Annotated in this window: 16 protein-coding genes; all 16 read left to right on the top strand. The window is 55.3% G+C overall.

What is annotated here, in order from left to right:
- The first annotated feature begins 2 nt into the window (after nt 1-2).
- From N7E73_RS18730 to N7E73_RS18655, 16 genes are read left to right on the top strand one after another with little or no spacing between them, the layout of a single operon-like run.
- Nucleotides 3-986, top strand: a complete 984-nt coding sequence (locus N7E73_RS18730; protein ID WP_432736479.1) for a hypothetical protein — start codon at nt 3-5, stop codon at nt 984-986.
- Nucleotides 987-994: 8 nt separating this feature from the next.
- On the top strand, nt 995-2,005 hold the full coding sequence (locus tag N7E73_RS18725; RefSeq protein ID WP_432736477.1) for a N4-gp56 family major capsid protein: 1,011 nt from the start codon (nt 995-997) through the stop codon (nt 2,003-2,005).
- A gap of 13 nt (nt 2,006-2,018) precedes the next feature.
- Nucleotides 2,019-2,492: a hypothetical protein gene (locus tag N7E73_RS18720; RefSeq protein ID WP_432736475.1), complete on the top strand. Its 474-nt coding sequence runs from the start codon at nt 2,019-2,021 to the stop codon at nt 2,490-2,492.
- Nucleotides 2,492-3,142: a DUF6682 family protein gene (locus tag N7E73_RS18715; RefSeq protein WP_432736474.1), complete on the top strand. Its 651-nt coding sequence runs from the start codon at nt 2,492-2,494 to the stop codon at nt 3,140-3,142. Before N7E73_RS18720 ends, N7E73_RS18715 begins: the two co-directional genes overlap by 1 nt.
- On the top strand, nt 3,135-3,764 hold the full coding sequence (locus N7E73_RS18710; protein WP_432736473.1) for a hypothetical protein: 630 nt from the start codon (nt 3,135-3,137) through the stop codon (nt 3,762-3,764). The genes N7E73_RS18715 and N7E73_RS18710 overlap by 8 nt, the downstream gene beginning before the upstream one ends.
- Nucleotides 3,765-3,774: 10 nt before the next feature.
- On the top strand, nt 3,775-4,236 hold the full coding sequence (locus tag N7E73_RS18705) for a phage tail fiber protein (RefSeq protein WP_432736472.1): 462 nt from the start codon (nt 3,775-3,777) through the stop codon (nt 4,234-4,236).
- 2 nt (nt 4,237-4,238) lie between these two features.
- Nucleotides 4,239-4,541: a hypothetical protein gene (locus N7E73_RS18700; RefSeq protein WP_432736471.1), complete on the top strand. Its 303-nt coding sequence runs from the start codon at nt 4,239-4,241 to the stop codon at nt 4,539-4,541.
- Nucleotides 4,538-7,237 carry a hypothetical protein gene (locus N7E73_RS18695; RefSeq protein ID WP_432736470.1) on the top strand — a complete coding sequence of 900 codons (2,700 nt, stop codon included), beginning with the start codon at nt 4,538-4,540 and terminating at the stop codon, nt 7,235-7,237. The genes N7E73_RS18700 and N7E73_RS18695 overlap by 4 nt, the downstream gene beginning before the upstream one ends.
- Entirely contained in the window at nt 7,238-7,453 is a 216-nt protein-coding gene (locus N7E73_RS18690) for a hypothetical protein (protein WP_432736468.1), read from the top strand.
- A 2-nt stretch (nt 7,454-7,455) separates the two neighbouring features.
- Complete coding sequence (locus tag N7E73_RS18685; protein ID WP_432736467.1) at nt 7,456-9,162, top strand: hypothetical protein; 1,707 nt, start codon at nt 7,456-7,458, stop codon at nt 9,160-9,162.
- The gene (locus tag N7E73_RS18680; protein WP_432736466.1) at nt 9,159-9,347 is read left to right on the top strand and encodes a hypothetical protein; all 189 of its coding nucleotides are present in this window, start codon (nt 9,159-9,161) and stop codon (nt 9,345-9,347) included. Before N7E73_RS18685 ends, N7E73_RS18680 begins: the two co-directional genes overlap by 4 nt.
- The gene (locus N7E73_RS18675; RefSeq protein ID WP_432736465.1) at nt 9,344-9,883 is read left to right on the top strand and encodes a hypothetical protein; all 540 of its coding nucleotides are present in this window, start codon (nt 9,344-9,346) and stop codon (nt 9,881-9,883) included. The genes N7E73_RS18680 and N7E73_RS18675 overlap by 4 nt, the downstream gene beginning before the upstream one ends.
- Nucleotides 9,867-10,511: a hypothetical protein gene (locus N7E73_RS18670; RefSeq protein WP_432736464.1), complete on the top strand. Its 645-nt coding sequence runs from the start codon at nt 9,867-9,869 to the stop codon at nt 10,509-10,511. The genes N7E73_RS18675 and N7E73_RS18670 overlap by 17 nt, the downstream gene beginning before the upstream one ends.
- 10 nt (nt 10,512-10,521) lie before the next feature.
- Nucleotides 10,522-10,785: a hypothetical protein gene (locus tag N7E73_RS18665; protein ID WP_432736463.1), complete on the top strand. Its 264-nt coding sequence runs from the start codon at nt 10,522-10,524 to the stop codon at nt 10,783-10,785.
- 8 nt (nt 10,786-10,793) lie between these two features.
- Complete coding sequence (locus N7E73_RS18660; protein WP_432736462.1) at nt 10,794-12,353, top strand: hypothetical protein; 1,560 nt, start codon at nt 10,794-10,796, stop codon at nt 12,351-12,353.
- A gap of 3 nt (nt 12,354-12,356) precedes the next feature.
- Nucleotides 12,357-23,162, top strand: coding sequence for an LPD38 domain-containing protein (locus tag N7E73_RS18655; RefSeq protein WP_432736461.1), 10,806 nt, complete (start codon nt 12,357-12,359; stop codon nt 23,160-23,162).
- Nucleotides 23,163-23,304 lie beyond the last annotated feature (142 nt).

Below are 23,304 nucleotides of genomic sequence, written 5' to 3'. Positions count from 1 at the left end.
CAATGGGAAATGATCTCCACGAACAGGATGAATTCGCACGCGGCTTCGAGGCCGGAGAATCAGCGCAGGAGCTTCCCGGTGAGTCTTTGAATGAGGATCAGCCGGACGAATCTGATGATTCCATGCCGGAAGCAGGTGACGGGGGCGAAGGTGACCCCCAGTCCGGAGATGAGGACTCTGGCGACGATGCCGGGTCCGCTTCAGACCAGATTTTGCCTGAAGAGGATGAGGCCGGTGAAGATCCGGACTCAGCGGACACTGATGACGCGGATCCGCGCGGAAGCGGGCAGGACCTTCTTGCTGAAGGGCGTGCGCTGCTTGACCGCTATTTCGGCGGTCCTGACCAGGCTGGCCCCGATCAATCAGGACAAAGCGGAAAAGACAGGTCCGTGCTGGTCGAGATCCCTGCCGAGGATAAGGCCGAGGTGGAAACCATTCTGCGGGTTAATCCGCAGTATGAGGACATCCTGCTGGAGGATTCCGAGCAGGGGCAGCGTTATCGGGCCAATCTTCACGAGTTCGGTCCCGAGGTGGTCATGGGCATGCTCGAGTCCGCTCTCCAGCTGCGGCAGGTCAATCCCCGCGTGGAAGCTGTCATCAGCAGGCATGAGCAGGACCGGCGCAGGGACCACTTCGCCGCAATCGGGAACGATCATCCCGACTATGTGCAGATGGTGGTCGATCCGGGCAGGGCGGAAGAGCTCGGCCGGTTCAACGCCTCTGTACGGAGCTGGGCCGAAGACCTTCCCTACCGCGAGGCCAGCGCGGCCTTCAGGATCATGGAGTCCGGCAGTGCAGCAGAAGTGTCCGAACTGTTGACCAGATACAAGAAAGCAGTCTCCGGGAATGCAAAGGACAAGGTCGATGTTGATGCGGCCAGAAAGATCACCGCAGTTCCCGGCAAACGCAAGTCTGTGAGCGGCAGACAGAAACCCGACATGGATGACTTTGACGGCGGGTTTGAAGCTGCAGCCGCAGAAGCATAGGAGCGATAATGGCTACTCTTTATGGAGACATCAGCCCCAGAACCGCAGGCTACGCCGTGCCGGGATTTCTGAGAAGGGCGGACAACTATAACATTTTCGGCAGGTTCGGGCAGTCTCTCAAGATGCCCAAGAACAAGGGGCAGACCGTCAAATGGCGCAGGTACAACGCCCTTGAACCGGCAAACGTGCCTTTGGTTGAAGGCGTCACCCCCGCGGGCAAGAAGCTGACCAAGACAGACGTGTCCGCCACCCTCAAGCAGTACGGCGACTACATCGAACTCACTGACGTTATTCAGGATACCCACGAGGACCCCGTTCTTCAGGAATCCATGGATATTCTGGGCGAACAGGCCGGCCAGACCCTCGATATGGTTCTGGAAGGCATTCTCCGCGCCGGAACCAACGTCATCTATTCCGGCGGAACCTCCCGGGGAACCGTCACCAAACCCATAACCAAGAGCGTGCAGCGTCTGGCTACCCGTGCGCTGAAGCGGCAGAAGGCCCGCAAGGTCACCAAGGTGATTTCTTCCAGCGTCAATTACGGCACCAAGCCTGTTGCCGCCGCGTTCATCGGAATCACTCACTCCGACTGCGAGTCCGACATCAGGGAGATGCCCGGCTTTGTCCCGGTTGAGGAATACGGCCAGCTCACTCCCTATGAAAACGAAATCGGCAAGGTGGAGGATGTCCGTTACGTGGTTTCAACTTCCATTGAGCCCATGACTGACGCCGGGGGCCTGAAGGGAGCATCCGGAACCGACATGCTTTCCGAGTCCGGAACGAACGCCGATGTCTATCCCATCTACATCCTGGGGGCCGATGCCTACGGTGATGTGGCCCTGAAAGGAAAAGATTCTGTCGTTCCCAAGGTGGTCAACCCTGAAACTCCCAGCAAGAGCGACAAGCTCGGCCAGAGGGGCAGTGTCGGCTGGATCACCTATTACACCGGCGCGATCCTCAATGACGCCTGGCTGGTTCGCCTTGAAGTAGCCGTAACCGAAACTCCTCCGGACGCATAACGGGTGATTTGAAATGAGCAAGAACGAAGAACAGAAAGCACAGCCCATTGATGAAGTGGCAGAGCTTAAACGGCAACTGGCTGAAAAGGATGCTGCTCTGGCAAAGGCTGAAGAGGAAAAGACCGGTCTGGCTGAAGAGCTCGAGCAGCAGAGGATTGCCCGCGAAGAGCTTGAGGCGGAAAACCGCAGACTGGACGAACACGCCGCACAGTTCGAGAAATCCGAACTCAGGCGGCTCCAGAATGAAGAAAAGGTCACGATCAACATTGCCGAAGGGGAAGGCGGGGAAGGCAAGGACGATGTCTTTGTTTCCGTTCAGGCCGTTCCCTATCAGATCAAGCGCGGTGTTGATGTCGCTGTTCCGAGATCCGTCTACAAGGTTCTCAGGGACTCGGCCTACAACGCCCACGAGATCATGAATACCGGTGACGGTGTTGAATACAGCACCCGCATGGTTCCCCGGTTCAACATCCGGGTGCTTGACTGATGTTTGCCTTTGAACTCATCGCCGACATTCGCAGAACCCTGCATGACCCCGAAGGGCTGCGCTGGAGCGACGGCGACCTGCTTGACCACCTGACCATGGCACAGCGTCAGGTGGTCATGCTCAGGCCGGATTCCAATTCCGTGATTGAACGGGTTGAGCTGGCTGCAGGTTCCACAAGGCAGGATGTTCCTGATCAGGGCCGTTTCATCGGTCTGGTCAGGAACGTCCGGCCGGACGGAACTCCCGGGCAGGCCATCACCTCGGTCAGCCGGGCCGCTCTGGATGGAGCCAATCTGCAGTGGCACTCCGAGCCTCCTTCAGATGTGCTCGATAATTACGCCTTTGAGGAGGAAGTGCCTTCGGTCTACTGGGTTTCCCCTCCTCCAGCCGAAGGCGTGCGGGTGGAGCTGGAATATTCACGCAGGCCAGGGCCGGTGACGGACCTTGAGCAGGAACTTGCCCTGCCGGACATCTTTGCCGGTCCTCTGGCGGATTATGTGCTTTACCGCTGCTGGGCGCAGAACAGTTCCTCTGCCGCCAACTGGCAGAAGGGCACTGACTGTCTGCGCCAGATGTATGTCTCTCTTGGTGAGGAAGCAAAGGCGCGGCTGCTGATCAGCCCCAACAGCGGGAAGGTGAACAATGGCTAGGCTGCTTACCGTGGGCTGGCGCGAGTTTCTGCCGCTCCTGCAGTCCTCCCTGCCGCGTTGCCCCGTGCCGCTGATCATTTCCGAACTCAGGAGCGCGGCCGTTGCCTTCTGCCGCCGGACCCGGGTCTGGAGGCATGTCTCAGACCTGACGGATGTTTATGCCGGTGACTGCCGTTACGTGTTCGAGCCGCCGGAAGAGACCACGGTTGTCGCCACTCTGGAAGTCCATTTCAGGGATGAAGTCCTGATACCGCTTGATGATCGGGTGGTCAGGGATGAACCGGGAACCCCTGCCTTCTATCAGGTGGAGGAGCCCGGGGTGGTGCGCCTTGTTCCCTGTCCGCGCGAAGATGAATCCGGAGTTCTGCGCACCGTGAACGTGCTGGCTCCGCATGTGCTTGCCCGCAACTGTCCGAAGTTTCTCCTTGATTCCCATGGCGCGATCATCGCCGCCGGGGCAAGGCACAAACTTTTCATGGTTCCCAATGAGGAATGGACCGATCCGGCCCGGGCGAATGTGGCTCTCGCTGAATTCAACGAAGGCATGGCCGGGATCCGGATCAGGGAGATGCGCGGGGGAACCGGGGCACGTCTTGAAATGAACAGCCCATCATTTTTCTAAGGAGTAAGTCATGGATACCTGCAAATCTGTCTTTCTCAAGAACAGGCTGGCCGCTCATGTTCTCAAGAATGTGGCCTATCAGCCGCCGGCCTCGGTGTGGATGGGCCTGTTCAGTGCCGGAATCATCGAAACAGATTCCGAAGCGATCAAGACCCAGAAGAACGGTGCGGTTATGGCCGCGCTGCGTATCGGTGAGCTGTCCGCTGCAAACGAGCTGCCGGGTTCGTCAAACTATGTGCGCCAGCTGGTTAACTTCGGGGCCGAACCGGTGAACGGCCGGCTGCTAAATACCGACGAGATCCGCTTTCCCCAGTTCACTTCGGATGTGGGGCTGGTCACGCACTGGGCGGTCCTGGATGCGCAGAGCGGGGGCAATGTCCTGTACTTCGGGCCGCTGGAGCTGGCCCGCCTGGTCTACATGGGTGACACCTTCCATGTGCGCCTTGAAACTCTCGCCATCGAGGACGGTTAGCCGTGATCAGGTCCGCATGCATCGGAGGCTGTTCCGTTGCCGAGTTCTCGCTTGGCGGCGGTTACTGCCATTTTGAGGCCGCAGGTGCTGCCGAGGCGAAAAGCTGTTCCTCTTCCGTCCTGCGCGGGAATCTGGATCTGTGGGATCAGGGGGAGTGTGCAGGCTGTTCGTCAGTAGCGATTCAGACAATCCATACCCTGTGCAAGATAGGGAATATCGCTTCCGCAAGTTCCGCAGCCTGCATCCCGCTGGTCAAGCGACAGGGAATCGGTCCGGCCATCACTTTCAAGGGGGAAAATTCATGATCATTCTTAAAAATCTGGCGGAAAGTTTCATTACTTCCGCCATTGATGCCGCCGCCACGCAGGTGACTGTTCCGGCGGATCATGCCGGAAATTTTCCGTCCCTGCTTGCCGGGGACAACTTCCGCTGTGCGCTGGTCAACCCGGCAACCGAGGCGGTTGAGTTTATCAACGTCACCGCCAGAAACGGCAACGTGCTGACCATTACCCGAGGTGAAGAGGGCACTGCCGCACTTCCTTTTCCCGTGGAAAGCCGCATTCATCTGCGCATGACTGCCCGGACCTGGGAGGAAATGGCCGGTGAGTGCTGGATGCGTCCCAAGAATGCTGCCGGCGAGGTGGTGCTGCCTCAGTTCCTCAGTTCCGCAAGTTTCACTCTTGCCGGTGATTTCACGTCCTTTTTCGTGCCCAACCGTGCGGTAAAGGCATACCCCAACCGGTCGGTCGGCTTTGTTGAATCCGCCGTCTTTGCGGACGGTCTGACCACGGTATCCGTGATCGAAATGACCGTTCCGGCGGATCTCACACATGTGGAAGCCGGTCTTGATCCTGACGCTGTTGCGAAGCGTACCCTCTCCAGCGAGGAACTGCTGGGCTACATGACTCCGGTTCCAGTGCTGGAAATGGAAGCCCTTGAAGTTGATGGAGGTACGCTGGTCAGCGGGACAATCAGGCATCCTGAAGTCGGGAAAACCTACCCAGATTCAACTGAATTCCATTTCAACCTGCCTGACGGGGTCACGGATTTTTCCCGTACAGGGCAGTCCTTTCAGTTGCGTGTGCCGCAGGTGATCGAGCTTGAGTCACCCAAGAACGTGGGCCCCATCACCTGCAGGGCCGCACAGATGTCTTTCATCCTCTCCGATCCGTCAAATGCGGTGAATCTGTCAGTGCGTTATGTGGCCGTGCAGGCCGGCGTGACTCTGGTCTACGCGGATTCGTCGGCAGGCTGGCCCGGTGCGGATGTGACTGCTGACGGCGCACAGCTCCCGGCCACAACAACGGGGCTGAACAACCCCAGTGGAAAGAGCCTTGTCAGCGGAACCCCTGAAGTCGAGATTCACGGAAGTGAGCTGTCCGTGCTTGCCGGGACAACAGCCAGTACCCTCAAGCTGGGTGGGGTCGTGGCGCAGGGGGATGTGTTGGTTACGGATTTAGGGGAGACGGTTGTGCAGTCGATTGAACATTCTCCCGCTCAGGAAATCGAAACAGTAAGTCATACCGCTGGGACATCGCCGTACACCTGTGCCAATTATATGGGCATTAAGTACACGGCGACAAAAGCCTCTTTCAAATCAATCTCGTTCCAGGGCGATGCGATGCAGGGGGCGTTTGTAACTCTGGGGGCTCAGATTTGGAATGAAGATCAGACAGTACAGATTGCCGGAAACGGGGCCACTGTAAACCGAAGTTCTGCAGGGTGGGTAACTCTTGATTTTGCTGAAAACATAGTGACTCCAGGAACTACCTATTGGTTGATCATGGAATTTACTGAACACGATGCTGCAAAGTATTGGAACATGGTCAACGGCGGAGATGCCGCGGCTGTACTCAGCTCTGCCAGAGGTGCAGCTGTGCCTCTGTCTGAAACAATGGGTGCAGATTGGAATGTAAAGGTGGTTGAGGCTGATGCTGCACACAATACGGTCTCCATTTTTCCGGCCCTTGCAGGTGCCCCAACCAAGGTGTTTAAGAAAGCTGATGTTTCTTTGAAACTCGGTGCAGGTGCAGCCGGGGAATATCTCGGGCCGGAGGTTGTTTTGACTTGGGGGGCTGGGGCCACCGTATCCGATCTCGTGTTTACCTCCTCTAATTCTATTAAGGACAAGATGTACACAGCCGGAGGGCTGCACAACAACCTCATGGTTGCCGGACAGGACGCAGCGGTTTCAGGTGTTTCTGAATCCATTAATTCCGAGGCATCTACTCCATTGTCAGCTCTTGCCACTAACTGGCTTGGTTCCTCTGATACGGTCGGTGGCGGCGTGACAGTTACAGGTGACGATGTCAACCTGACTGCCTGTTCTGTGCTGGATCACATTCTTTCCGGACCGTTTGAACTTGCTTTCAAGGTACAGTCGCTTGGGGCCTCTTCGTGCTTTGGATTGCTTCCGTCCGACCATGTTCATACCGGTAGTGAAAACTATCTGTTTGGAGTTGCCGATGCAGATTGGGCAACAACTGTGTTTGGCTTTTATGCTTACGCTGGAAACTATGCATACCCTAAGCAGGGCGGCACTGAGGCTGCCGGCGCGTATACTGATACTTCTACTGTGTTTAAGTTCAAACGCCTGGCAGATGGAACATGTCAGTTTATTGTTGATAATGTAGTTAAAGCTGCCAGAGTTTTTTCCGGTGAAGTTAAATTCTGGGCTTCAGCGCACTTCCCTGCTGATCCGACACTGGAAATTGTAGACTTCTCCGCTAATTCTGTATTGCCCACCGTTTACACCACTACCGCAACCCTCATCACCCCGCTGGCACAGGCTCCGACCGGAGCCGAAACCGTGGTCATTCCAGACCGCTGCGTCAATCCTTCCGCTATCGCTTCCTGTGTGATTTCAGGATCAGCCCTGAAATATACCGGAACCAAGGTGGCATTTGCCGATCCGGCTGTTAAGCGGCTGGCTCTGAAAGTCTCCGGGGATGCCTCCCTGCGTGCCAAAGCAGCCAAGATTTACACCGAGGAGGGTGCCTAGATGAAGGTTCGTAAAGTCGTCGATCTCCCGGGCGGTGCCGCGATTACCGAGGTTGTCGCCGCACGTCCGGCAGCTGAGTTCGATCTTGATAAGGTCAGCGAGGAATCACAGGCGGCACTTCGCAATGCCGTGACCGTTGAGGAGTTCAAGCGCGCATTTCTGGTTGTGCAATGGGGCCGGGATGCAGCGGATAAGATCCTCGGTCCGGAAGGCTGACCATGTTTGAAGTGAACGTGTTTTCAGGCATGAAGCCGGCCCTTGCCCTGCATCTTCTGGAAGCGGGGCAGGCGGCCACGGCCGTCAACTGCCTGCTGGAATCCGGTGAACTGAGGCCTCTCGGCGGGCTGCTAAAGGTCGCGGCTGTTCCGGGCCGGGCACTGTCCGTGTTCTGTTACCGTGGTCAGTGGCTCCGCTGGGATCAGCGGGTGATTCTGCGCGAAGGACCTGTTGCCGGCGATTACCGCGAACGTGTTTACGGTACAGATGGACAGGGGGCCTTTATCTTCTGCTCGGATGATCCGGTTGAGCGGAACAGCCTTGTTAACCGTTACGCGCTGGGCATGCCTGCTCCGGCTACTGCTCCGCAAGTCACAGTATCGGGAACCGCTGAAGCTGGGGCGGACATTATTTCCCGGGTATACGTCTACACCCTTGTTTCGGATCTGGGAGAAGAAGGCCCGCCGTCTCCGCCTTCAGCCGTTGTGGATGTACAGGCGGGGCAGTCCGTTTCTGTTGCATCGCTTTGCGCAGCGGCTGAAGGTTTCCGGCCGGTCAGCCTGATCCGGATCTACCGCACTGTGACAGGAACTCAATCCAGCGAGTTCCAGTTCGTGGCCGAGGTTGCTGCGGCTGTGAGTTCGTTTACGGATACGGCCGCTGATCCGGAAGTCGGCGAGGTCCTGCCTTCCCGGTACTGGACTCCCGCGCCGGAAGGTCTTTGCGGGCTTACTCCGCTTCCGGGCAACATGTTCGCCGGTTTCAAGGGTAACGAGATCTTTCTCTCCGAACCGGGTTTTCCTCATGCATGGCCGGACGGTTACGCCATGTCCGTTCCCCACAGGGTTGTGGCCATGGAATCCACCGGCAATACCCTTGTGGTCATGACTGCGGCCAATGTCCACACCATTACCGTTGATGACCCTTCTCTTGCTGTCCCGTCCAGGCTGGACGGGTATCTTCCCTGTGTGTCCGCTTCCGGTGCGGTTGCGTCTCCATTGGGAGTGATGTTCCCCAGCCTGGACGGTTTGTATCTGGTTGCTCCGGGATCCGCGCCGGTGAACCTTACTGCCGGGATCTTCACGGAAAAGGACTGGCGGCAGCTCCGTCCGGAGTCGTTCAACGCCGTGTGGCATGCCGGGCGGTACATCTGCTTCCATGAACCGGGAGCCGGTTTTTCCTTTGATCCAGTTTCAAAGCTGCTCGTTAAGCTTGGCTTTCACTGCACCGCGCTGGCTGTTGAGCCGGAAGGCCGCGTCCTGCATGGCGCGTATCCCTTTGGCAATGAAACCGTGATCAGTCGTTGGGACGGCTCTGATTTCTCCCTGCGCTGTGAATGGCAGTCCGGTGAATTCCGCACCCGTGAACCGCTGAACATGGAGGCCGCCCTGGTTGCGGCTGATTATTCAAATGCCCCGGACGATTCAATTCTTAAAGTTAAACGTGACCTTTTCTGTGTGGGGACAGACTCGGCCGGTTCAGGGGCTTTTGGTGGAGATTCGCGAAGTTTTTACAGGGTGCAGCGTAAGGGGCAGGTTCAGTTCACCCTCAAGGCGGACGGCAGGGAAATCTATTCCGGCAGGGTGCGGTCATCAGATCCGTTCATCCTGCCGGCAGGATACCTCGCCAGCCGGTTTCAGGTGGGTGTTGTGTCGGACATCCCTGTTTCAAGGATCGCCCTGGCTGCATCTATGGGAGAACTCCTATGAAGCCCATGCTTCCCGAAGTGCGGGAAAACAGTGTGCTGCATTTCCTGCGGCAGCTGCGGACGGTTCTCCTTGGTTTCATCTATGGGATTCCGGATCCCATGCAGCGGGGCGCAACTTTCAATGATCTGGTTGAACTTGGGCTTGTCGATGCGGACAAGGCCCGAAAACAGGCGGTGAAACGATGAGTTTTGAAATGGTTCCCTATGTCGAGTGGGATGGGGTGCGGTCTTTTCCTGACAGCTACATCAGGACGCTTTTTGAGCGAATGGTGGTTGAGCGTAAAGCCGATACTGTTTTGTACGACGAGCAGACCCACGATCCGGATAAATTTGTTCAGTTGCTTAAGAATTCGGTGAGCTGGCTGGTTGTGCAGGATGAAATTGTTGTGGGGTTGGTCTGGCTGAATCACCACGAAGGTCGATTTGCCCGAATGCACTGGGTGGTGTTTGAAGCTTGTCCGCGTCGTCAGGTCTTTGAGATGGGCCGTTTTGTTAACAGGAACATTCTGAATATGAAGGATAAGGACGGCGGGTATGTATATGACATGCTGTTGGGCTTTGTGCCGATCAGAAACGGGGTTGCCATCAAGTATGTGGAGAAATGCGGAGGGAAAATCTGCGGGGAGATTCCATATGGAGCATGGATAGCCTGCAGGGGGAGAAGTGAACCTGTAGCTCTGATCTGTCTGACGAGGGAGTTGCTGAATGAAAGTCTACACTAAGATCGTTATCGATTTCTCTTCCGGTAAGGTCGAGCATGCAGAATCTTATGAGTATCATGGTCCGGTTGCCCTTTGCGGAGGCAGCAGTGGAGGTGGCGGAGGTGATTCCATTGACAAGGAGTACAACGCCCGCATGGCTACTATTTATGAGGCCCAGCAGGCAATGTCCGAGGAATCAATGGATTTCTGGCGTTCGGATTATAAACCGATGGAAAGGGAGCAGATCGCCGCTAATCGAGAGCTCATCCCTTACCAGAAAGATCTGGCCAAAGATCAGATAACTGCTCAGAGAGAACTTCTTCCGCTTCAGACTGAGACAAGCAGGAAGCAGCTCGGTGCAGCTCAGACATTTATCGACACTGCCGTTAAAGGCGTTGATGTGGATTCACGTGTCTCACAGGCTGAATCTGATGTGAAACATAGTTTCGGTATGGCTTCATCAAGTTCGAAGCGTGATTTTTCAAGAGCCGGTCTGAACACCAATTCCGGGCGTTACGGAATGTTGATGAAGGATTTGAACCTGTCACAGGCGCAGGCTGTAGCCGGAGCCAGAACCATGGCTCGCCGGACTGCTGAGGAAGATAATCTGAACCGTCTCAAGGCCGCAGCTTCATATGGAATGGCCTAAGGAGGATAGTATGGATTTTGGCATGTATAAGGTTGAAAACCCGGCTGATAAGGCAATGTCAGGTATGCAGAGTGCTGCAAGTACGGCGTCTCATATGCAACGGGCTGTTCCTCGTCCGGAAAAGCCTGGCAAAACGGCAGGAGGGGCACTTGGCGGGGCCATGGGCGGTGCAGCAACCGGAGCGGCAGTCGGGTCCGTAGTTCCGGGGTTGGGCACAGCGGTTGGTGCTGTTGGCGGAGCAGTCGTTGGGGCTGCAGCATATCTGCTTTCATAGGGGGAATTATGCCTGATGCACATGGTCGTTTCACGATGGAGGATGGGCTTGGTTTTGCCAGCGTTATACAGGGCTTTCAAAGCGAGTTGAGGGATAAGCAGCGTCATGCTGCTGTCATGGAGGAACATGAGTTCAAAATGGCAGAGCTTCGCAGGCAGAAAGATGAAAACGCAAAGCTTAGAGAATTGGAAGATAAATACACAGTATTGCTGAATCAGGGAAAGGATCTTCCTGAACCTGTCGATGCTGTGGAGAGTGCTGCTTTTGCAAAGGCAAGTGAGTCATGGGCTAATACGGCTCAAGGCAAGCAGAAGATTGGGGCTGCTCGTAATTCAGTTTTATTGGATGTTTACAACAATAAGGTCCGGCCTAATGCCATGAAAGCCAGGGAAAGAGTCAGTGCCGGAGATATGAAAGGTGCCAGGCCGTTTATTGAAGCTGCTTCCAAGGAGACTCCGATTCCTTACAGGCATGTCTGGGATGAAGGAAGTGGGTTTTATATCGAAAAGTTTCGCAGTGATGCAACCGGAGAGTGGGAAGACAATCGTCATGTCACTGAAGAGGAAGCAGTGCAGGCTTTGAATCAGATCATAAGCGGGGATCAGGTAACAGGAGCAGGCAGGTACGAAAACCCTATCTTTATGAAACTTGGTCAGATGGCCAGTGAAGCGACAGTGCAAAGTAATCGCGAGAAATGGCAGGACAAGGATAAGTGGACCAATATGAAGGACTCAAAGGGGAATTCTTTTCAGATTGTCCCGGCCAACAGTCCGTTGGATTACGAAAGTCCGACCATGTACATGCTGTATGATAAAGATGGCAAACGAGTATTTAACAGACCTAAACGATTTAAGGATAAATATTCAAGCACTCCTGTTGTGTCTCTGCATGAGGGCAACTTTTCAATGCATGAATTACGCTCCCTCGGATTGGCTCAGGAAGATCTGAAACGTGCAAAAGATGTTGCCGACATCGACCATACAAGGGCCCAGACCGGGAAGGTCTACGCGGATACGGATAAATCCCGGGCTGAAACCGTCAAAACATACGCGGATACCGACAAGTCAGTTGCATCCACCCAAAAGACTCAGGCCGAGACAGAACAGCTGCAGGCTAAGACCGCCGGGTTGCCTGCCGAACAGGCCCGGGAAAAGCTCGGGGATATGCGCAAGGCCCTGGGCGATGCTCTCAAGCCGTTCCACCAGAAGGGTATAACCATGATCAATTCTGAAACCGGCGAACTCACCAATGAAGGCAATAACGCATTCAATGACGCCGCGACATTTCTTGAAAATTATCGTGCCGGCAAGTGGAAGCCTCAGAATGAAGCGGACAGGGTTAAACTCCAGTCTGCACAACAGGCGGTCGGGATTTATCAGGAAATTCTTAAGAGCGGCCAGTCGCATGTTCCTTCCGAGACTCCGGAACAACGTAAGCAGGTGGATGAGCTCAAGCAGCTCATCAAACAGTACGGAAAGGATGGAGCTATGAGAATCCTGAACAGGCGGGCTGAAATAAGGACAAGATCACTTCCTTCAGGGATCAGGGATAACGGATACGGGGGCTGATTTATGGATATGAATGCTCTGTTTGATCAGGCTGTCAGGGAACTGGAAGAGGAAAACAGAATTCAGAACGTACCGGGTTCTCCTTCTCAGGGGAATCCGGTTTTATCGTCCGGGCCGATAGTGCCGACTGATACGGCTGCACCTGAACCCAAAGGGTTCGGCATGGCTTTGCTGGATTCCGCTGTAGATTCAACCGTGGGCATGTACCGCGGACTTGCTTCTGGATCTTCCGGGTTGGGTGAGTCTTTCGGTGCCGGACTGCAGTGGCTTGGTAACCGGGTAGACAGCAATTCTGTTTCCGATGCAGGCAAGGCCATTGCCGATTATTACAGGCCCTTGCGTGAATCTTATGCTCTACCTGCGGATTTGCAGGGCAATGTCATGGATAACCCTGGGCTGCTTGCCCGTGGCGATTGGTGGACCTACCAGATCGGCAATATGGCCCCTTCTCTGGGGGCTGCCATGCTTCCCGGGGTGGCTGTGGGTAAAATAGTGCAAGTGGGTGGCATGGCCATACAGCTGACTCCAAAGGTCCTTGAACGTGCTGCCCGTATAGGTCAGGCCCTGGGCGCGGGAGCCGGGGGCGGAGCACTGGAAGGAACAAGCACATACCGTGAAGTCCTCGATGCCGGAGGTACGGAAAAGGAAGCTGCCCGGGCCGGGGAGTTCATGGCTCTGGCCAGTGCCGGCCTGAATGCGCTTTCCTTTGGTCAGATGTTTTCCAAGGTCGGTCAGGGAATCGCAGCCAAGACAACCAAACATATCGGTTCCGGTGTTGTGGAAGGATTGAGCGAATGGGCGGAAGAACCGGCCGAATCCCTTTCCAAGGATCTCGCCCACTACATTGAAACCGGGGAAATGAAGCCCGGAGTATGGAAGCGGGTCAAGGAAGCAGCACGAGAAGGTGTTAACGTAATCGGTCCTGCAGCCCTGACCGGTGTGGGCGGTTCGGTTATGTCCGGTCCTGCTGGGCTGTCCGGCGAGAAGGAGGTTTCCGACCAGCGGGTAATTGAACAGGTCCGGCAGATGAAAGACGGCCAGGCCGTGGATCTTCTGGAAATGAGCAAGGACGCCGAGACGTCAGAGCGTCATGGCGGTATGACGTCAAACCGTCAGAATGATCCGGTACGTGATCCAGTAGATGTACGTTCCCCTCTGGTGAAAATGCGCGAGTTCTACGCCAGGCAGGAGCAGGAGGCCGGGAGGGAAACAGATCATCCCGGTTTCGGGATGCAGGGATTCATTGATTCACAGTTTGAAAGACCTGCAGGGCTGTCCGATCTCAAGGCGGATATTCAGGAACGTTACAGGTTCAGGCCGGAGCCGCGGCTTGAGGAACGTATAGAACGCGAAATGGCCATGCGGGACGGCTGGAACCCTGCACCGTTTGACGGGGCTGCTTCCTTGTCACCTTCTCAGCAGCCGCGAGTCTCTACTCCATTTGAGCCGGTCGATCTGCTGCTTAACCGTGCGCCGAAAGTCACACCCGCATTTGAGGGTGGAATGCCCGGTTTCGGGGATCAGTATCGTGAAAACAGGTTTCGTGAGGCCTCCGGCATGTTCGGCATGGCAGTGCCTGAAGTGGTGGCAGGTACACCTGCTGAAGCGGATCTTGATCAGCTCTGGAAGATGCGCGAAGGATTACGCAGACCTGCTCCCAGGCCCGCAGAGGCAGTTGTTGCGCAGCCGGTAGACCAGGTCCCGTTTGCTGGCCCTGATCTGTTTCGCCAGACAGATCCGGAAGTTCAGGCTCATCCTGATTCTGATCAGTCTGCAGACGAAACGTCCGAGTTCAACCGGCAATGGGACCGGAATCTTGAACTGGCCTGGCAGATGGCAGTCAAAGAGACGGAGGAGGAAAGCGGCCGGGCTGTGGGCGAACTTGAGACTGCCCCGGTGCCGGATGAGTCCGCGCCCTTGGCAGGACCTGAACCCGTTGCGGAATCCGGAGCGGATATTGCGTCTGAAAGCGTCATGCCGTCAGAGCGTTTTGACGGTACGCCGTCAAACCGTCAGGTCGAACCGTCGGTGGATCTGTTTGATGTGGCCGTGCGTGAGCTGGAACAAGAAGGGATTTTTGATAAATCTCTGGAGAAAGTCCGGGGCAAAGAAACCACTCTTGAACACACTGATGGCCAGGACAGGGTCCGTTATGAATTCATGGAGTTGGAAAATGTAGTGCCTTCCCATGATGTATTGAAGAATTTCATCAGACATCCATCATATCCTCAGGAAGCACAGGAACGCCCTTACCATTCTGATTCAGGTGAACAGCAGAAGGTTAAGCGGCATGCCTCTCCGCTCAAGCCCCAGCATTTCGTCAACGACAATCCTACTGCCATGAGCGGGCCCCCGGTAGTCACTGCCGAAGGAATTACACTCGGAGGAAATTCACGGATTATGTCGCTGGCTCTTGCTTATGAAGATCATGCGGATGAAGCGCAGCGGTATCGGAACGTGTTGCGGCGAAAGGCCAGACAGTTCGGCCTTGATCCGGAGGATCTGGCGGACATGAAAAAGCCGGTTCTTGTCCGGGTTCTGCAGGATGAGGTCAAGGATCTCTCCAGGGCTTCCAGAATCTACAATCAGGACTTTACACAGGGTCTTGATCCCAAAGCCGAGGCTGTTTCCAGAGGGCGGATGTTGTCGGCGGATTCAAGTGCTCTGCTGGCAAAGGAATTGGAATCTTATGACACCTTGAGACAATTTCTGGATTCAGCTCGATCAGCTAATTTTCTGTCTTCTCTGAAGTCTGACGGTGTTCTAGAGGAAACTCAGTTAGCCAAATTTACCAACAAGGAAAATGGATTACTCAACAGTGACGGGAAGAATTTTGTCGAGTCTATTCTGCGTGGGTTGATTGTAGATAGTTATGACGTTCTCGATATGGCTCCGCCTTTCGCTGTGGCCAAGTTGGACAAGGCTCTGCCGGCATTGCTCCAGGTGAACAACAGAGGACCGGAGTGGAGTCTGAATACACCTGTCCGTGATGCACTTCGTATTGTCGGCAAAGCCAGAAGTGAATCAATTCCTGTTCGACAGTTTCTCAATCAGGGACAACTGGTTGAGACTGTTGCGGGGCTCAATGATAAAAAGACGCGGGTTCTTGCCGAGGCTTTCGGGGCGAAGGTCGGAGAAGGGATCAATGCTATAAAGTTTAAGGCAGCTTGTGAGGAGTACGCAAAGCTTGCCGGTCTGTCTTCACCAGGTCAAGGACTCCTTCCCGGGTTGTCCATACCAGGATCAGAGGAAAGTTTTGACAATGCTTTTATTGAAAGTATAAAAGGAAGCAAGGAGTATTCGAGATATGTATCAGGTGCCTCAAGCAATTTGGAATCAGATAGCCCAGAGTCAGGAACTGCTGACCAAGTGGGCGAATTGCCTGTTTCCGGCAGATCCGGAAGTCGTGGATCTGGTGATACAGGACGTGGAGAACAATCTGGACAGGCAGGGGTATTCGAGCAAGGCGATAACCTCCTACATTCAGGTAGTCCCGCTTCTGGTGGAACGGGAAGCAATAACGGCGTATCTGGAACAGACAGGGCGGATGGAACTGCGCAACGCACTTCCGGAAGTTCTGAATCTGGACGAAGCAGTGGAGCTGATGACTCTGGAGAACTGGCTGACTCCGGAGCAGCAGAAAGAACTTCGGGATCTTTATCCGCACGATCCGACAGGTCTTCCGGAGATCTGGTCGGAAGCAATCGAGAAGCATCTCAAGATAGATTACTTTCGTTAGCAGACAAAGTCCGTCTCCAGAAGGAGGCGGACTCTTCCATTCCGGCCAGGCCCGGAGATCTTGAAAATATCCGCAAAACACTTCCTGTCCTGTTTCCTGAACAGCAGGAAGATGTTCTCAAGGCTGAACAGCGTTTCGTCAATACTGAAGACGATACCAGCCGTGGAATCCTTTTTACCAACGGAACAGGGACCGGAAAGACTTATACCGGCCTCGGGGTTATCAAACGTTTTGTCCGGCAGGGCAAGACCGAGATCGCCATTGTTGTTCCCACGGACAAGAAGGCCCGAGACTGGAGCGAGGACGGCCGTAATCTGCATCTCGACATCACCCAGCTTGAAGGAATCAGTGACGCCGGCAAAGGCATCATCGTCACAACTTACGCCAACTTCGGGCAGAACGAAGCCCTTTCAAGTCGCGATTTTGACCTGCTTGTCTTTGATGAATCTCACAAGATCTGTGAAAACGCCCAGGGCAGCGAAACCCATGCCTGGCAGATGATGAACCGTCTGGCCGGCCCGTTCGACCTGATCAACAGCGCGAAGCGGGCCTATCAGGATGAGATCCTGAAGGAAGCGAAGAAGCATAAGGATTTTGTGCTTACCGATAAGAACGCTGAAGCTCCCTGGATCATCGCCGACAAGTACATCCCGGAATCCTTGATGCAGCGGATCAGGGACAAGGCCGGGCGTATTATGGAAACAAACGTTGTTTTCCTTTCCGCCTCTCCGTTCGCATACGACAAGACCGTCCGTTATGCTGACGGATTCCTTTTTGACAGCGGAACCGGAAAAGACGCTGACGGCTTCAGATCCTACAACACCGGCTCCAACTGGGATCAGTTCATGATGAGCAAGTTCGGCTACCGGATGCGCTACAACAGGCTGACAGTTCCGGAGTCCGGAGTTGATTCTGCCCTTATGGAAAGGGAGTTCAACGAATGGCTGAAAAAGAAGGGAGCCCTTTCCGGTCGCAGCCTGAAGCTTGAACAGGATTATTCCCGCCAGTTCGTAGATGTTCCGGCAGATCTGGGAGAAAAGATTCAGGCCGGGATTGAATCCATGTGGGACAGGGACAGATACCCCGACCTCTCCACAGTGGTTCACAAGGCTTTTGACTACCATTACACCACCAGCCTGCTCGAGGCCCTGAAGGCCCGCAGTGCTGTTGATCGCGTTCAGGCGCACCTTGATCTCGGCCGCAAGGTGGTGGTTTTTCATTCCAGGAACAAGGGCATGCCCGGACATCCGTTCGACAGTGCCCGCTTTGCCAAGGTTTGCAGTGGAGACAGCAAGGCCATGGATCAGTTCCGGCGGTGGGCGGCAGAAAATCCGGTCTACGTCAGGATGGACATCCGGGCCCTGCAGAATGTCCGTGATGAGATGCAAAGGCATTTCAAAGGGCGGGCGGTCTTCTTTTCCGGGATGGAATCCAAAAAGGAACGGGTCGATGCCGTCAATGCGTTCAATGATGATTCCAGCGGTATTGATGTCATTGTCGTGCAGAAGGATGCGGGCAAGGAAGGCATTTCCCTGCATGATAAAATGGGGGAGAAGCAGCGGGCTCTTGTGTCCCTGTATTTGCCGACAAAGCCCACGGACGCCATACAGACCGAAGGGCGGATCTACCGGCTGGGCCTGAAGTCCGATGCCGTTATCGAGTACCTGAAAACCGGTCTTTCCTTTGAGTCCCGCGCTTTCGGTCAGAAAATATCGGAACGAGCCGGCGCGGCTGAGAACCTGGCCATGGGCAACCTTGCCCGGGATCTGCGTACCGCTTTCAGGGATGGCTATCTCGATTCCACCTCAAGTGCCCCCAGCCTTGAGCAGGGACGCGGGGGCAAGGAAGCTGATTCCTTTGTGGAGAAGGCTTCTCCTTTTGAGCAGGCAAAATCGCATTACTATTCCCAGCAGAAAAGAACCTCGCGCAACAAGGCCCGGGAAGGCACTGACTACTTTGCCACGCCTGAGCCTCTGGGCTTCAAGATGGTCGAGTGGCTTGGACTCCGGCCCGGGGAATCCGTTCTCGAACCTTCCGCAGGGCATGGGGCCATTGCCCGTTATTTCCCCGACTCTGCTGAAATTACCACCGTCGAGCCCTCTGACGAGCTGTTTTCTAAAATGTCGGTCATCTGTGACGGCCGCAAGATCAATGACCGATTTGAAAATCTCTCGCCGGTCAACAAATATGACGGCATTGCCATGAACCCTCCTTTCGGATCCGGAGGGAAAACCGCGGTCGATCATCTGGCCAAGGCCTTCAATCATCTGCGTGAAGGGGGCAGGGTTGTCTGCATTCTTCCGGAAGGTCCGGCCGCTGACCGCAAGTTTGATAATTGGTACGAATCCAAAGAAGCGGAACAGGCCCATAAGGTTGCCGAGTTCGGTCTGCCTGCGGCGACTTTCGGTCGTGCCGGCACTAAGGTCAAAACCAGAATTGTGGTTATTGATAAGCTCGGCAAGGGAGTTGATGGCGTTCAGTCCAGGTCTCGCACTGACTTCGACGCTGACACGGTTGAAGAATTATTCGAGCATATTGAAAGTGTAGGCGTTCCGGACAGGATTGAAAAAACTGTGGATCACGAGGCCCTTTTGAAAGAAGCCGGCCTCGAACTCAATAAGGTTTCCAATTCCAAGGGCGAGTTCTGGATCGTCACCGGCGATACATACACAAGCAAGGAGGCCCTGAAGGAAGCCGGCGCACGCTGGAACCGCACTGAAAAGGGCTGGGCTTTCTATCAGGATGAAAGCCCTCTGCAGACTATTGCCGAACAACTGGATAGACTTCCGGCCTCGCTCGGTGGTATGAGTGTGGAACCAGTTGACCGGAGAACTTATGAAAATCCTCGAAGAACAAAAAGAACAGACCGCCTTCAGAAAGGACTTGAAAAACAGCTCAGAAGAACCTTTCCCGAGGGATGCATCTACGAAGTCGACCCGATTGTTGAATCCTTCGGGGGCGAAGGTGTGTCTGGGACCGAACTGGAAGCCGGGAGATCGTCCGATGCTGGTTCATCTGGATTGGGAAGTGGAAGAGAGAGAACGGGAAGCCCGGTCCGCCAGAGAGAGGCGGGAAGCAGTCGAAGCCTGTCAGGTGAAGCAGCGGCAGTTCAATCCGGAGAATTTGATGGGCATGGAAGAGACTCAGAGACTCCGCGAAGAATTCCTGAAGGCCTGCCCGGACAGCTCTCAAGAATAGCTGCCGTATTTGGAAAAGACATTGCCTACGTTGCTTCTGATGAAAGCATACTCCATGGTGACGGCTATGCTCCACGGTGGAGTGACACAATCTTTTTCCGTCCTGATGCCAACACCCCTCATTTACTTATTCTCGGCCATGAGATCCTGCACAATCTAAGGAAGGATGCCCCGGCCCTTTATCGAAAGTTTTTCCTGACTGCACAGCTTCAGCGTAAGGGCGGTTCATGGTCGGAATACCATGACGAAATGAATGCCCGGGTAAAAGCGGCAGGCGAGAAAGGGATGACTCCGGATCAGTCCTATGAAGAGCTTCTTGCCGATTTTACCGGTGAGCAGTTCATGGACCCAGCTTTCTGGAAAGAGCTTGCCAGAGAAGAGCCCGGCCTGTTTCAGCGTGTAGCGGACAGAATCAGGAAGATCCTCGATCGCGTGTTGGGCGTCTTTAAAAAAGAAGAAAACAGCAGTCGATACTTCCGGGATATCCAGAAGGTGCGCGAAGCACTGGTGGGAACTCTTGCCGAATATTCCAGACAGCAGAACGCCAAAGCGTCAAGCCGTCATGACGTCAAAACGTCAAAGCGCGATGACGGTATCCACTTCTCCAAAACATCCAATCCACGTAACCGGACATCCACAAGGAGCGTGCGCGGGGCCGTGCAGGACCTGCAGGCCCGGGCCGAGAATGCGCTCCCGCTTGAAGTTGTTGCCGTGTTCGAGGATCTTCCGGAACATATCCGCAAAGCTTTCAAGGCTCAGGGCGGTGGCTATTGCGAGGCGTGCAATGATCCGCAGACCGGAAAGGTCTGGCTGGTGGCCGAGAATATCGCTTCGCGCAAACGTGCTGTTGAACTCTGGCTGCATGAGCAGGGAGCGCACCACGGCCTGCGCGGTCTGATGGGTGACAGGGATTACGCTTCCCTTCTGCGCAAGGTTTACCGTTCTGCACAGAGGGAGGCCGGGTACAGGGACGTTGTCGCGGATTACGGGCTGGATCTTTCCGAACAGGAACACCGGGATCTGGCTGCCCATGAATATCTCGCCAGGCTGGCCGAGAAGGTGCGCCTTGATGAGATCCTGACTCCCAGAGAGAAAAACATCTGGCGCAAGGTTGTTGATGCCGTTCTGAACTGGCTGGCGCGGATCCGCGTCCGCCTGCCCGGTTCGCTGACCCGTGCGGAGATAAGCCGGATCGTTTCTGATGCCGTGTTCTGGACCGTGCAGGGCGAAAGCGTAGCGGATTACAAGTCTGGTGAAACAGCTCCTTCCTATTCAAGGTCAAATCCGGATCTGAAGTCGGCCATGTCCAAGATCGGCCCTGCAGGAGAAACGAGGACTGCTCTTTCCGAGAGATTCAGCCGCATACGTGAATTCATGCGTACTGAATTCAATCAGGGCATGTTCGACCGTTTCGCCTCGCTCAAGAAGCTCGACAAGGACGCGGGTATCAAGAGTGTCGAGGAGTCCGCTTATGTGGCCGCAAGAATGTCCACCTCTCACGCGGATCAGATTGCGGCTGTCATCGAGCACGGGGCTCCGATCTGGCGCGAGGGGGCCATGGACGTGGAAGGCGATGGCCTTGCAAAGATCTTCGAGCCGGTGGCGCATGAGCTGGATCGCTACACAGCGTGGCTGGTCGGCCTGCGTGCGCGTAAGCTGCTTGGCGAGGGCCGCGAAAATCTGTTTACCGCTGAGGAAATAGACGAGCTCTGCAACCTGAACAGGGGCCGCGAAGAACAGTATGAAGACGTGCGTCAGAAGTACATTCAGTTCAAGACCAGTGTGCTCGATTTTGCCGAGAAGGCCGGGGTTGTGTCCGGTTCCGGCCGGCTGATCTGGGAACATGACGAATACATTCCGTTCTACCGCATAAATGATGATACTGCCGAGGTTAAGGCTCCGAGGGCCAGGAAGGGCATTGCCAGCCAGTATTCCGGAATCCGTCGGCTGCAGGGCGGTACTGCCAATCTGGGAGATCCGTTCGAGAACATTATCCGCAACTTTTCGCACCTCATCGATGCCTCGGTTAAAAACAACGCCATGGAGCTGGCTGTAACCAATGCCGAGAAAATGGGCGTGGCCGTTCCTGCGGATTTCAAGTGGCAGGCACTCAAGCTGAAGGGCGGGGCCCTGCGCAGCGCACTGGTCAAGGTGCTTGGTGATGATCAGGCCGTAGGGCCGCTCTCCGCCGCACAGCGCGATTCCCTGCAGACCGTGTTCAGGATGGTCAAGCCGGATGCCAAGGATGTGGTTCACGTCCTGCGGGACGGCAAGCCGGTTTACTACCATATCGGAGATCCGCTGCTGCTCCGGGCTTTGACTTCCGTGCATCTGCAGAGCTGGAACAACATGGCCATGAAGACGGCGCGTTTCTTCAAGCGGCTGCTGACTGCCGGCGTCACTTCCACACCCGACTTCATGCTCCGGAACATTGTGCGCGATACCGTGCATGCTTGGGGTGTTGACCGGACCGGGACTTTCAAGCCGCTCGTCGGGTCCTTCAAGGGCGCGATCAAGACCATGCGCAAGGATGAGGACACTGTCAGGATGATGGCTGCAGGCGCGGCATTCCATGGCGGTTATTCTTATGGCCATGATCCGGGGGCCGGCAAGCTGGTGGTGGAAAAGCTGATCAGGAAGCACGGCATTGACGAGGATTCAATCCTGGATACTCCCAAGAAGCTTGCCCGGCTCATGAAATACGGATGGGACCGCTGGCAGGACCTTGGCAGCTCATTCGAGAACGCTACCCGGGCGCGGCTGTATGAAAGGGTGAAGGCAAAGGGCGGAACCCATCTGGAAGCCGCATACGAGGCCAAGGACATCATGGATTATTCCATGGGAGGCGATTGGCCTGCAGTCCGGTTTCTGTGCGAGACTGTGCCGTTCTTCGGTGCGCGTATGACCGGCCTGCACCGTCTTGGACGGGGGGCTTATGAGAATCCGCAGAGCTTCATTGCCAAGGGAGCAATGGTCGCGCTGGCATCCGTCCTGCTCTACCTCAACAACCGGGACAGAGAGGAGTTCAAGGAGCTCGAGCACTGGGACCGGGACAATTATTATCATTTATTCATCGGGGATCAGCATTTCAGGATGCCCAAACCCTTCGAGATCGGGGCCATATTCGGGACTCTGCCGGAACGGCTGACCGAGTACGCAATTGATGGCCATGGGGATCTGTTTGCGGAACGGCTCCTGTTCATGCTCACCCAGACCTTCAACGTAGGCATGCCCCAGATTCTCTCCCCGGTCATTGAGCAGTGGGCGGACAAGTCTTTATTTACCGGCCGTTCCATTGTGCCCATGAGGCTGCAGCGGCTCCGGCCGGAAGCGCAGCGCGATCACCGCACCAGCGAAACGGCCGCGCTGATCGGCGAGAAAACCGGGACCAGCCCCAAGCGTATCGAGCATCTGGTTAACGGCTATTTCGGAACGCTGGGCGTGTACGTGCTGTCCATGTCGGACATTGTGACCCGCAGAATGGTTGATGCACCGGAAATGCCGTCAAGACGGCTTGACGACATGCCGCTGATCAAAAGTTTCTACCGCGATAAGCCGGCAAGGCACAGCCGCTATCTAACCGAGCTGTACGACATGGTTCATGAGGCCGACGAGCTGTATGCCACGGTAATGGCCTACGCCAGGGCCGGGAGTCCGGAAAAGGCCAAGGTGTTAATGGCGGATGAGGAGAACCGCAGGCTGCTGGCCAAGCGGCAGGGGCTTAACCAGCTACGGCAGGCTGTAGGGCAGATTGAAACGGCTATCAGGCAGGTCCATTTGTCACGGACTCTGAGGCCTGACCAGAAGCGGGAGCGGATTGATTTGCTTCTGGAAAGGCGGAATGCGGTTGTTAGGAAGGTGATGGGGGATTAGGTAATTGGTATTCTTGACGTGTGATGATAGTCGTTATATTTCAACTGCTCAATGATATGGTATTGTTAACCGTTGGAGCTGGCTCAGGAACCATCTTACAATTAAACATTGAGAACACCTAAAAATAAAATTTTATATGAAC

Origin of the sequence: Maridesulfovibrio sp. FT414 (genome assembly GCF_050916235.1) — a bacterium.
In the GTDB taxonomy this organism is placed as follows: Bacteria; Desulfobacterota; Desulfovibrionia; order Desulfovibrionales; family Desulfovibrionaceae; genus Maridesulfovibrio.
This window is presented reverse-complemented; position numbering and strand designations above follow the sequence as displayed.